This is a genomic window from Acidisoma sp. L85 (assembly GCF_009765865.1).
In the GTDB taxonomy this organism is placed as follows: domain Bacteria; phylum Pseudomonadota; class Alphaproteobacteria; order Acetobacterales; family Acetobacteraceae; genus Acidisoma.
In genome coordinates this window covers 262324-274598 of sequence record NZ_LMUQ01000073.1, presented here as the reverse complement: position 1 = coordinate 274598, position 12275 = coordinate 262324, and the positions used below count along the sequence as shown (strand labels likewise).

Here is a 12275-nt window from a genome sequence, read left to right as displayed (position 1 = left end):
GCGAAATGGTGAAGACATCCTTGACAAAAGCCTGATCGGTCCGCCACCCTTTAGCCAAGCAAATTGATTTAATGGCGGCCCAGATCGCCGCTCAAACCGAGAGGACCGGAAAATGTCGAGGACAGCCTGGCTCGCCTGCACGTGTCTCGTTGGACTGGCCGTCGCCGGAGCGCAGCACGCCCGCGCCAATACGGTTCTCCATGGTCTCTTCATGGCTCAGGCCGGTTACAGCGAAGCCGACGTGCGGAAGATGACCGACGCCTATACCAAGCTGCATCCTGACGTCACGGTCGATCTCGAATTCGTTCCCTATGAGTCGTTGCACGACAAAATCGTGCTCTCGAAGGGCTCCTCGCACGGCTATGACGTCGTGCTGTTCGACGTGATCTGGCCGGCGGAATTCGCGAAGAAGCACATCCTGATGGATGTCACGAGCCGCGTGTCGCCCGCGATCAATGATGGGCTCGAGCCTGGCTCCTGGACCACCGTTACTTATCAGGACAAGCGCTACGGTCTTCCCTGGCTCGTCGACAGCAAGTTTCTTTTCTACAACAAGGCGATCATGGCCAAGGCCGGGATCACCGAAGTGCCGACGACTTGGCCAGACGTGATCAAGGACGCCAAGATCATCAAGGACAAGGGCATTCTGCAGTATCCGCTGGTCTGGAGCTGGAGCCAGGCCGAGGCGATGATCTGCGACTATACCGTGCTGATGTCCGCCTATAATGGCAGCTTCCTCACGGCCGATGGCGCCCCCGCCTTCCAGACCGGCGGCGGCCTGGACGCGCTGAACTTCATGGTAGCCACGATGAAGGACGGCACCACCAATCCGCATTCCACCGAATACTTGGAAGAAGATGTGCGCCGCGTCTTCTCGGCGGGCCAGGCGGCTTTTGCGCTGAACTGGTCCTATATGTGGTCGCTCGCGCAGTACAATGCCAAGGAATCCAAGGTCACCGGGCAGGTCGGCGTTGAGGTGAGTCCGGGCGTGCCGGGCCGCAGCAAGATCTCGTCGGTCAACGGCGCCATGGGTCTCGGCATTCCCACCAGCAGCACCAATGCCGATGCCGCCTGGGACTATATCACCTACCTGACCTCGCAGCCGGTCGAGGACGCCTATACCGCCGACGCCATCCCGTCTTGGAAGGCGTCGTTCCAGGATCCGAAGCTGATGGATGGCGACGAGGGTCCGATGGCGCGCGCCATGGAGCAAGCCGAAGGCCAGCTCTTCCCCCGCCCCTTCGTGCCGAACTACCAGCAGTTCTCGGCCGCGTTGCAGCAGAACATCCAGCAGGCTCTGCTCGGCAAGGTTACGCCGAAGGCAGCGCTTCAGGCAGCCGCCGACAGCATCAACGGCGACTGATCGCAGGCGATGCTGGGGCGACGCACCCTTCTTCTGCTGTTGCCCCTGGGTCTGGGCCTGCTCGCCGTCATCGGATGGCCGCTGGTCCAGACCGTCTGGCTAAGCTTCACCGACGCGCAGCTGGGTGACGCGACCGGCAACTTCGTGGGCCTTGCCAATTACGCTCACGCGCTGCGGTCGCATGGTTTTCGACATGCCCTGCAAGTCACCCTCACCTTCAGCCTCTCGACAGTTATTATCGAGATGATCCTGGGGCTGCTGATCGGGCTGTTGCTCGACCTGCCGCTGCGCGGACGGAACATTCTCCGCGGGCTGTTGTTGATTCCCTGGGCGCTCCCGACCGTCATTAACGCAATGGCCTGGCGGGTGATCTACAATCCCGACTTCGGCGCGCTGAACGCGCTTCTGACGCAGACCGGGATCATCGGCGCTTATCGCAGCTGGCTTGGCGAACCAGGGGTCGCGCTTACGGCGATTGCCGCGGCGGATATTTGGAAGACCTTTCCATTCGTCGCACTCATCACGCTGGCCGGGCTGCAGAACGTGCCGCGAGAGTTGAAGGAAGCCGCATTGATCGACGGCGCGAACGCCTGGGGGCGGTTCCGCGCGGTGATCCTGCCGGCGATCATCACTCCGCTGACGATCGCCGCGGTGCTGCGGATTATCGACACGATCAAGGTCTTCGACATTATCTGGATCATGACGCGCGGCGGGCCGGCCAATGCCACCAAGTCGCTGAGCATCATGGTCTATGAACAAGCGTTTTCGTTCGGCAATGCGGGCTATGGCGCCGCCATCGCCTTGCTTTCCGTCGCGATCAGCGTGGTGTTGATCGGCGGCTATATGCGCGTCTCGCGCGCGCAACCGGCGACGGCCTGACGTATGAGGATGACCCCGCTCGGCCGGGCTCTCGGCTATCTCGCGATGATCCTGGTCGGTATCGTTGTCGTCACGCCACTGTTGTGGCTCGTTATTATGAGCGTGAGCAGCACGCGTGATCTTACCAGCTTGCCGCTGCATTGGATTCCGCAACGCTTGGATTTTTCGCGGTATCATCGCTTACTGAGTCTCGCGACCAATAGCGACGGGCAGATCTTTCTATTCGCGCTGCGCAACACGCTGGAGGTCGCGGCTGGCGCGGTCGTGGTGTCTTTCCTGCTGGCGATGCCCGCGGCGTGGTTGATCTCACGGCGCGAGGGCAAGCTGGACCGGCTGTTGTTGCTTGTTGTCGCGACTTACATGCTGCCGCCGCTGCTTTTCGTCGTGCCGCTCTATCGCATCTTGTCGGGCTTCTCGATGCTGAATTCGCCTTGGGGGCTGATGATCGCTGACAGCACCATCGTGCTGCCCTTCACGACATGGCTCCTCAAGGGCGGCATCGATTCCATTCCGGCCGAGCTCGAACAGGCCGCGGCAATCGACGGCGCGAATTTGTGGCGGATCTGGATCATGATCACGCTGCCACTGGCGCGGCCCATCATCAGTACGACGATTCTGTTTGGTGTGCTGATCGTGTGGGATGAGTTCCTCTATGCGATGATCTTCACCAGCGACCAGAGCGCACAGACGCTGACGGTTGTGATCGCCGATCTCGCGAATGGCCGTGTTTCCGACTACGGGTTGCTGGCGACGGCCGGGATCCTCGCCGCTTTGCCGCCAGTGATCATCGGTATTTTCCTGCAACGGGCCTTGGTGGCTGGGCTGACGACCGGCGGCGTGAAGGGCTAGGGCGGCGGAGCGGCGAGCGGGCGGGATGTCGCGCTCGATGAAGTCCTGGCGCTGTATTTAACGTTTGTTGACATACTCACAGACCTGCTAAAGTTGCGGTACGAGCAGGGTGATGCGGGCAAGGACATTCCTATGAACGATATCGATCAGACGGCATATCCCGAGGCTGGCTTCGCGGCGCCGCCGCCGCCTGCCTACCTGCAGGCCCTGGCGCCTTTGACAGCCGCGGAAATCGTCGCCGTGGTGGCCGTGGTCAAGGCCGATGCCGAACTTGGCGAAGGCGCGCTCTTCGAGACGATCGAGCTTCGCGAGCCGACACCCGAGATTTTCCGCGACCACATCGCCGGCAAAGCGATGGAACGCGTGGCCCGCGTTGGCGTCTCCCATCGTGACCGGCCGGGCGTTTGGAAGCTGACTGTCTCCCTCGCCGAGAAGCGCATTCTGACCAAGCAGAACTTTCCCGAAGCGCGGCCGATGGTGCAGGTCGAGCAGCTCATGTCGGTCGAGCGCGTGGTGAAGGCCGATGCGCGTTTCATCGAGGCCTGCCGCAAGCGCGGCATCACCGATATGACCGGCGTTTGCGTCGATGCCTGGACCGGCGGCAATTTCGGTTACAAGGAGGAAGAGGGTCGGCTCATCAGCCACACCTTCTCCTGGCTGCGTCTACGGGCCTTCGAGAATTTCTACGCGCATCCGATCGAGGGGTTGAACGCCGTCGTCGATATCAAGACGGGCGAGGTGTTGCGGGTGGATGACCATCCCGGCGCGCCGCCGATCCCCATGCAGGAGCTGAATTACGATCCCGAGTTCCTGCCCGCCGCTCGCGCGCCGCTGAAGCCGCTGAATGTGGTGCAGCCGGAGGGCGTGAGCTTCACGATGGACGGCCACGCGATCGCTTGGGACAAATGGACGCTGGCGATCGGCTTCAATCCACGCGACGGGCTTATCCTGCATGACATCCGCTGGGACGGACGTCCCATCGTGCGGCGCGCGGCACTCGCTGAATTGGTGGTGCCCTATGGCTCGCCGGAGCGTGGACATTACCGGCAAAACATTTTCGACATCGGCGAATATGGTTTCGGCAAATTTACCAATTCGCTGCGGCTGGGATGCGATTGTCTGGGCACGATCCACTACCTCGACGCGCATCTCAATGCGCTGGATGGCTCGCCCTTCACGATCGAGAAGGCGATCTGCATTCACGAGGAAGACGCCGGTGTTCTTTGGAAGCACTGGGATTTCCGTGCTGACCGCACCATTCTGCGGCGGGGCCGGAAATTGGTAATTTCCTGCATCTGCACAGTCGGGAACTATGAATACGCGCAGTATTGGAATTTCACTCAGGCCGGTGACATCGATTTCGAGATGAAAGCGACCGGCATCGTCAATACGAATGCCTGTGAGCCGGGACAGCCAGGCAAATATGCGTCGGAACTGGCACCAGGTTTGGTGGCCCCGATCCATCAGCATATTTTCTGCGCGCGGCTCGACATGGCCGTTGATGGCCCGAAGAATAGCGTGGTCGAGACCAATACCCATGCTGAGCCGGTGAGTCCGACAAATCCGCACGGCAACGCTTTCTATGGCGAGGAGACCGTGCTGAAGACGGAACTTGCCGCGGCACGGCGGGCAAATCTGGAAACGCATCGTTCCTGGAAGGTCATAAACCCCGAGAAGCTCAACCATGTCGGCAGGCCCGTCGCCTACAAGCTTCATACGCCGGATTGCGTGACGCCCTTCCTGGCGGAGGATGGGCCTTCAGGCATCCGCTCGAGCTTCACACGCAATCATCTTTGGGTGACGCCATTCCAGGAAGAGGAGCGCTATCCCGCCGGCGAGTTCGTCTGCAATTCGGATGGCCATGACAGTCTGGCGGAACTGGTGAAGCAGGACCGGCCGATCGAGAACACAGATATTGTGCTGTGGCATACCTTCGGATTGCACCATATCGTGCGGCCGGAGGATTTTCCTGTGCAGCCCAGCATCTCCTGCGGGTTTACCCTGTCGCCGGCTGGATTCTTCAGCATGAACCCGAGCAACGATGTGCCTGAGAGCGTGAACAAGGCCAGCACGCTGGCGGGCAAAGGCGATTGCTGCGGGTAGGTTGTCTATGGGAGTGCAGTTTGCGCCGCACTCCACAGAGATAGCGCTCGAAAATTGGGACCGCGATTCCTTCAACTGTTCGTCGTCGCGGTAAGGCTGTGATGTGGCCCGAGATCCTGACAGGAGCGGGCGCCTTTGGGGCCGCGCTGATTATCGGCGCCTTCTTCTCGACGCAGCAAAAGTGGGTGGACGCTACCGGGCGGCTTTATCTCACTGTCAACTTGTTCGGCGCGCTGTTGATCCTCGCATCGCTCGTCGCGGCGTGGAATTTGCCCTCGGCGATTATCGAGGGGTTCTGGGCGGCGATCAGTCTCTACGGCCTGCTGCGAAGCGTGAGTCGGAAATCCAACTGAGCCGTTGCTGAGGCGGCGCAAGTATTAAGTTGCTCTATATCAGTAGTCCTGAATAATCGTTTGGATGAGCGATAGCCCACGACCGAGCGCAACCGCGCGTCTCGCAGCCGCGGGCTCCGGCTACTTGTCCCCTCACCCACCTATCGAGAAATTGTAGGCTGTGGAAAACTTCAGCTGAGATCAGCGCTTCCGCAAGAAGCGCCTGTAGAGGCGTTCGGAATCGCCTGGTAGCAGAGATCCTCTCAAAAAGTTGATTACCTCAATTAGTTAATATTCAGTTACGAGAATCTTAAGGGCAGATTGACGGCGCGGATTTCGCGCTAGCTGATGCCTTGAAGTCACCCGGAAGTATTCTCGGAACCCGAATAAGAAAGGCGCGCGGCTGCGCAAGTAGTCTGCGCGACATAATTTGACATCACTCATTGATACTTCGTACGAGGGTGGCATTCAGCCGTCCTCGACGGTGAGCTGGAGTTTTGCCAATGCCGTAAGCGGCAGCGGTTTCAGCGATGCCATAACCGACCCGACCCAACAGGCACTAGTCGCCGCGGCTTTCGTGACCTGGAGTGCCGCGAGCGGCATTAATTTTGTAGAGGATGCGCCTGGGAGCACGAGCGATATCAGCATCGGGTTCGCGCAAAATCTAGCGTCGCGGGCGCTCGGCCTCACCTGCCTCAGCACCGATGACAGCGGTGCCATTACCTCCGGCACCACGGTCCATCTGCAAGATCCGGCGTACACGTCGCTCTATACAGGCTCGAACGGGCTCACCTATGAAGCCGCGGGCACGGATGACGACCTCAATCCGACCTTCGAGCAACTCACGTTGCACGAAATTGGACATACATTGGGGCTCGGCGAGTCGAGCGATGCGTATTCGATTATGAATCCCATTCTGCTGCCGCAGAACACGGTACTCGACGCGACGGACTATGCAAATGTCGAGGCGCTATATCCGGGCAACGTCTTTGCGACGACAGCTCCGGCCGCGGCGCTTGTCGTCATACCGCCAACCCTGACCGCAACGTCGCTGACGGGTGGTTTCACGGATTACACTTCCACCGCGTCCTCCCCGCAATTTCTCTACGGCGGCGACGACGCCCTTTCGGTGCTGGCCAGCGGAGCGAATGCCTCGGTGACGACAGGTTCCGGCAATGACAAGATCGCGGTGTCCTCCGGGAACAATGCGCTCAATGGCGGCAGCGGATCGAATTTGCTTATTGGCGGCACAGGAACCGATAGCTTTTCGTCGATCCTGACCGCGAGCAATGCCTGGACAACGACCGAGAACTTTCACGCCGGGGATTCGATGGTGCTCTGGGGCTTTATGGCCGGCGTGTCGACCGAGGCTTGGGCTGGGGTTTTTGGCAGTCCTGAACTACAGGGACAGACGCTGTCGGTGTCCTCGGGCTTCGGCAATACGGAGAATATCACCTTCGCCGGCGTCGGCTCCGTTGCCAATTTCGCGATGGCGGAGGGCCAGACGGCAGCGGGCGTGCCCTATCTTATTGTCGGCGAACTCGGCTGAGGCGCGGTTGCCGAGACGCTGTCGAGGATGGCGGGGCGCGGACCTCCCGCCATCCAATCCAGGAGTTCGATTGTATGCACCACGGGCAGGCCGCCGTTAGCGAGTTGCGTGATGCAGCCTATGTTGCCGGCGGCGACGAGATCGGGCTTGGTCGCGACCAGCGTCTCCAGCTTGCGAGTGCGCAGGCGGCCGGCGATTTCGGGCTGCACGATATTGTATGTGCCAGCGGAACCGCAGCAGAGATGAGCGTCACGCGGTTCCACGACGCGAAAGCCGGCGGTCTTGAGCAGCGACTTGGGTTCGCTCGTCACGCGCTGGCCGTGTTGCAGGCTGCAGGCTGAGTGGTAGGCAACGCTGAGATCTGGCGTTTCACGCGTCGGACGATAGCCGATGCGCATGAGGTATTCGCTGATATCGAGCGCGAGGGCGGAAACCGTTTCGGCGCGAGTGCGCCAAGGTTCGGCCTCGTTGCGAAACATGAAGCCGTAGTCTTTGACTGTCGTGCCGCAGCCGGAAGTGTTGATGAGGATAGCGTCCAGCCCCTGCCCTTCGAGTTCGGCACTCCATCCCGCGATCGCGGCGCGGGCTGTCGCCATAGCCTGATCGTGGCGGCCCATGTGGTGAGTAAGCGCGCCGCAACAGCCGACGCCCTTCGCGATAACAACCTCGATGCCGAGGCGCGTAAGGAGGCGGATGCTGGCCTCGTTGATGGCGGGCGCCAATACGGTTTGGGCGCAGCCGACGAGCAGCGCCACGCGGCCGCGCCGCTCTCCTTGGGCTCGATGGATTTGCGGAGCCTGGGCCGGGCTCGGCGGTGGGAGACGCGCGGGCGCGAGGGTAAGCATCGCGCGCATGCGCTGGGCGAGCATGCTCTGCCCTGGGATTAGTTGGCCGAGGGGCCGGCCGAGTTGGGCGGCCCCCAGGGCCGTGCGGAACAGGCGTGGGTTGGGCAATATGCGGGAAAGCACGGTCCGCAACAGGCGTTCGTGCCAAGGGCGGGTATAGGTTTCCTCGATGTAGTGCCGGGCGTGATCGACGAGGTGCATGTAGTTCACGCCGGATGGGCAGGTCGTCATGCAGGACAGGCAGGAGAGGCAGCGATCGACATGCCGCACGACTTCCTCTGTCGCGGGACGGCCGGATTCCAGCATGTTCTTGATGAGGTAAATTCGGCCGCGAGGGCTATCCAACTCGTCGCCGAGCAGCACGAAGGTTGGGCAGGTTGCCGTGCACATGCCGCAATGCACGCAGGTTCTCAGTACCTGGTTGGAGGATGCGGTATCGGGGTCGCGCAATTGTTCGGGCGTGAAGCTGGTTTGCATGTCGTTAGTCCAGATCGGCGGGTGATGACATGCGACACGCGCTGTCGCCGTCGAAGCAAGCGGCGTGTCGCAGCATCATGCTAGAGCCACGCATAGAGACGTCCGGGATTGAGGATGCCCTGCGGGTCCATGGCGGATTTCACGCGGCGGGTGATCGCGGCGAGCGCTGGCGCTTCGCTCGGCACCACATCCACGCTCGCGCGTAGGCTGTCGGGAGCCCGCATAAGCGTCCAGACGCCACCAGCGGCGGTAGCGGCGGCGGCTATCGCCTTGTGCGTCGCCTCGGTTGCGGGACCAGCGAGCCAGATCAGGCCGCCGCCCCAGTCGAGGAAGCCGCGCGCGCCCGCTGCTTGCGCCGTCGCCAAAGCCGCGGCGCCACGGGAGGGGCGGACCGAGACCCGCCACAGCGCCTCCTCGTCCGTGTGCCTCAGCACTGTGGCGTCCCGGACCGCGTGCCATGTCTGGCGGCTCGTTTCCGCGTCCAGGATGATCGCCTTACCGAAGCGTGCGAGATCCTGCTGGAGGCGACCGATGCGATAGACGACGGATCTGGCGAAATCCTCGATCCGGATCAGTGCGGCGGAGGCACCGGAGAGTGGCGCGAGACCATCCGTCATGCCAGATGGCAGCCAGGCGGCGGAGGATACGCCATAAGGCGAGCCAAGGGCCGCAGACATCGCGGCCACAGCTTGCTCCGCGCTTAGGCCAACGATGGCGAGCGAGCCCGTGTCCTGGGGCGCTGGTAGAACCTTCAGCGTGATTTCGGTCAGCACGCCGAGTGTTCCGTGGCTGCCGGTCAGGAGCTTGCAGAGATCGAGTCCGGTCACGTTCTTGAGTACGCGGCCACCTGAGCGGATGATCTCGCCTGAACCGTTTACCGCGCGAATGCCGATGACGTGATCGCGCATGGCGCCCCAGGCAACGCGGCGCGGGCCGCTGAGGTTTGTCGCCACCATGCCGCCGATGGTTTGCGGCGCGTCGCTGCCGAGCAGTGCGCCGAGTTCCGGTGGTTCCGCAATGAGGTGCTGGCCGTGTTCGGCGAGTGCCGCTTCGATTTCCGTGATCGGGGTTCCTGCACGGGCGGAGATCACCAGCTCGCGCGGAGCGTAGAGCGTGATGCCCGAGAGGTTGCGGGTGGAGAGCGTACGCGCCGCCTGGACAGGCCGCAGCATTCCGAGTTTCGAGCCGTTTCCCTGGATGAGTAGTGGCTCTCGTCGCGCGGCGGCGTCTGTCACGATGGCGGCGATCTCGGCCTCATCGGCGGGAGAAACGACAGCACTCATCATCATGCGGCCAGCGGGAAGACCTTGGCGGGGTTCAACAGCCAGTCGGGATCGAAAGCGGATTTGATTCGGCGCTGCTGGTCCAACTCGACATCATTGAACTGCACACCCATGAGGTCACGCTTCTCGATTCCCACACCATGCTCGCCGGTCAGACAGCCACCGACCTCGACACAGAGACGGAGGATGTCGGCACCGAATTTCTCGGCGCGCGCGAAACTGTCCGGATCATTGGCGTCGAACATGATGAGGGGATGCAGGTTGCCGTCTCCCGCATGGAAGATATTGGCGACTTTGAGGCCGCAGGCGTCGCTCATCTGCTGCATGCGGTGCAGCACCTCGGCGAGGCGGCTGGTCGGGATTGTGCCGTCCATGCAGAGGTAGTCGGGGCTGATGCGGCCGATGGCACCGAAAGCACCTTTGCGTCCCTTCCAGATCGCGGCGCTTTCTTCCGCCGATGTCGAGACATGCAGGCTGATGGGATCGAACTCGCTGCAGATCGCGCGGATGCGGTCGAGCAGATCGTCTTGTTCCTCGGTGCAGCCTTCGACTTCGATGATGAGCATGGCCTCGGCATCGAGCGGATAGCCGGCATGGGCGAAAGCCTCGCAGGCGTGGATGGCGGGGCGGTCCATGAATTCGAGCGCCACCGGGATGATGCCGGAGCCGATGATGCGATCGACGCAAGCGCCAGCGACTTCGTTGGACCGGAAGGCGGCGAGCATTGCGCGGGCGCCCTCGGCCGCGCGCAGGATCCGCACGGTGACTTCAGTGACCATGGCGAGCTGGCCTTCGCTGCCGGTCAGCAGGCCGAGCCAGTCGTAGCCAGCGGCGTCGAGGTGGTCGCCGCCGATGTCGAGGATTTCGCCTTCGATGGTGACGATCTTGAGGCCGAGGAGATTATTCGCGGTGACACCGTATTTCAGGCAATGCGCCCCGCCGGAATTCATCGCGACATTGCCGCCGATCATGCAGGCAAGCTGGCTGGAGGGGTCAGGCGCGTAGAAGAAGCCGTTATCCTGCATCGCGGCCGTAATGCCGAGATTGGTGACGCCAGCCTGAACAGTGGCGCAGCGGTCGGAATAATCGATGTCGAGGATCCGGTTCATCCGCATCATGCCAATGACCACGGCATCCGCGAGCGGCAGGGCGCCGCCGGAGAGGCTGGTGCCAGCACCGCGCGGAATGACGCGCACGCCGTTGCGATGGCAAAATGCGAGCACGGCGGCGACTTGCTCGGTCGTTTCCGGCAGCACCACGGCCATGGGTGGCTGTTTGTAGGCCGCGAGGCCGTCCGTCTCGTAGGGGCTGAGCCGTAGGGGCTCCGAGATGACGCCATTCTCTGGCAGGAGGGCACGCAGTCCGGCCACGATTTCAGGGGCGCGGTCGAGAACGTCCTGCTTTGGCGCTGGTAGACGGATCATAGCCCGGCCCTCCTCGGCCTCCGCACCAAACTTGCGCTGCGCGGAGGGGCGTTACAAGCGGGAGACGCGCACCGTGCCCGTAACAAGCTCTCGCGCGGCCTGTTCCGGCTGTGCCGCGATGGCTTGGTGGAGGCGGAGGGCGAAGGCGTTTTCCGATGGCTGATCGTCCCCGAAGAGCGTGGGCCCGAAGGCGCCCACGAAGAAGCCGGTCATGACTTGGGCGAGAGCGTCGGCGTCGCCATCGGCGCGCCAGTTGTCCAAAGCGGGATTAGGGGTCGGAGCAATCGTGATTTCCTCGAGCTTCAGGTCGGGGAGCAGGCCACTTCGGAAGGGTGCCTCGAAATCCGCGCGGCTGCGGGGGCGGACGGGGACGGTCATGGCCTGGTAGGCGGCTTTTGGCACGGCTCCATCCGCTACCATCCTTTGCAGCACTTCATTCGCGAAATCGAAGACGCCCTCGATACCGCATTGGCCCCCTTCGTCATTGGCGCCCGAGACGAGAACGAGTTGGCCGCCGGGGGCGAGTTCTTTTGCGCGGTGGGTGAGGAAGCTTTGCCAATCCTCCGCCGCTACGGCCGCGAAGGCGTCCCGCACCTCGGGCGGTCCGCGATCGAACCATAGGTGGTTGGGGGCAATGGCCGGTCTTCGGCTTAGCCAGTGCAGCGCAATCGACGACCAGCCGAAGGTCAGGCTGCCGGCGGGAAGCAAGGGGCCGTAGAACGTGCGGCCGATGGCATAGGCGAAGACATGGGGTTGATCGCGGAGGTAGCTGTCCGGGCTCTCCTGCAAGAGCGTGAAGAGCGAGGCGAAGTCGTTATGCGGTTGATCCGTGTGGATGACCGCGAAGTCCCGATCGGCGCCTCCGCGCGCGATCAGAGCGCTCAGTGCCCGTCCGATCGGCCGCAGGGAGTTGCGCCCCTGAGAGGAGCCGAAGTCGGCCAAAGTAATTGGCCCGGTGGCGGGAATGGCGAGTTCGCGCAGAGCGGTGTCGAGGATGGGATCGCTCGCCTGGGCCGAGCGCGCCTGCAGCTCGGAATGGGCATTGTAGTAGCCGTGGCCCTGCATCACGGATTCGGTCACGCGGGACCTCACGCTGTTGTTTGTGACAGTGGCGCTTGCGCGGCTGGGCCTGACGTCTGAGTTGCAGAACTATGGCAAAGAAAAAGACCGC

At 62.4% G+C, this 12275-nt stretch carries 10 protein-coding genes; 6 read left to right on the top strand and 4 right to left on the bottom strand.

The window, feature by feature from the left end:
* Nucleotides 1-112: 112 nt before the first annotated feature.
* The 6 genes from GSQ83_RS24845 (at nt 113) to GSQ83_RS24820 (ending at nt 7075) form a co-directional block, all read left to right on the top strand.
* Nucleotides 113-1363, top strand: a complete 1251-nt coding sequence (locus GSQ83_RS24845; RefSeq protein WP_158805535.1) for an extracellular solute-binding protein — start codon at nt 113-115, stop codon at nt 1361-1363.
* Between the two features lie 9 nt (nt 1364-1372).
* Nucleotides 1373-2242, top strand: a complete 870-nt coding sequence (locus GSQ83_RS24840; protein ID WP_158805534.1) for a carbohydrate ABC transporter permease — start codon at nt 1373-1375, stop codon at nt 2240-2242.
* Nucleotides 2243-2245: 3 nt separating this feature from the next.
* A complete protein-coding gene (locus tag GSQ83_RS24835) occupies nt 2246-3091 on the top strand; it encodes a carbohydrate ABC transporter permease (RefSeq protein WP_158805533.1) in 846 nt (281 codons plus the stop codon).
* Between the two features lie 132 nt (nt 3092-3223).
* Nucleotides 3224-5194, top strand: a complete 1971-nt coding sequence (locus GSQ83_RS24830; protein WP_158805532.1) for a primary-amine oxidase — start codon at nt 3224-3226, stop codon at nt 5192-5194.
* Between the two features lie 101 nt (nt 5195-5295).
* On the top strand, nt 5296-5547 hold the full coding sequence (locus GSQ83_RS24825; RefSeq protein ID WP_158805531.1) for a CBU_0592 family membrane protein: 252 nt from the start codon (nt 5296-5298) through the stop codon (nt 5545-5547).
* A gap of 409 nt (nt 5548-5956) precedes the next feature.
* Complete coding sequence (locus GSQ83_RS24820) at nt 5957-7075, top strand: matrixin family metalloprotease (RefSeq protein WP_158805530.1); 1119 nt, start codon at nt 5957-5959, stop codon at nt 7073-7075.
* Here the strand turns inward: GSQ83_RS24820 and glcF are convergent.
* The 4 genes from glcF to GSQ83_RS24800 all read right to left on the bottom strand — a co-directional run bounded on the left by glcF (nt 7048) and on the right by GSQ83_RS24800 (nt 12184).
* A complete protein-coding gene (gene glcF, locus GSQ83_RS24815) occupies nt 7048-8397 on the bottom strand; it encodes a glycolate oxidase subunit GlcF (protein ID WP_158805529.1) in 1350 nt (449 codons plus the stop codon). The two genes, GSQ83_RS24820 and glcF, sit on opposite strands and share 28 nt — an antisense overlap.
* Before the next feature lie 80 nt (nt 8398-8477).
* Nucleotides 8478-9686, bottom strand: a complete 1209-nt coding sequence (glcE, locus tag GSQ83_RS24810) for a glycolate oxidase subunit GlcE (RefSeq protein ID WP_254065889.1) — start codon at nt 9684-9686, stop codon at nt 8478-8480.
* Entirely contained in the window at nt 9683-11104 is a 1422-nt protein-coding gene (locus tag GSQ83_RS24805) for an FAD-linked oxidase C-terminal domain-containing protein (protein WP_158805528.1), read from the bottom strand. The genes glcE and GSQ83_RS24805 overlap by 4 nt, the downstream gene beginning before the upstream one ends.
* A 51-nt stretch (nt 11105-11155) precedes the next feature.
* Complete coding sequence (locus GSQ83_RS24800; RefSeq protein WP_158805527.1) at nt 11156-12184, bottom strand: hypothetical protein; 1029 nt, start codon at nt 12182-12184, stop codon at nt 11156-11158.
* Nucleotides 12185-12275: the final 91 nt, after the last annotated feature.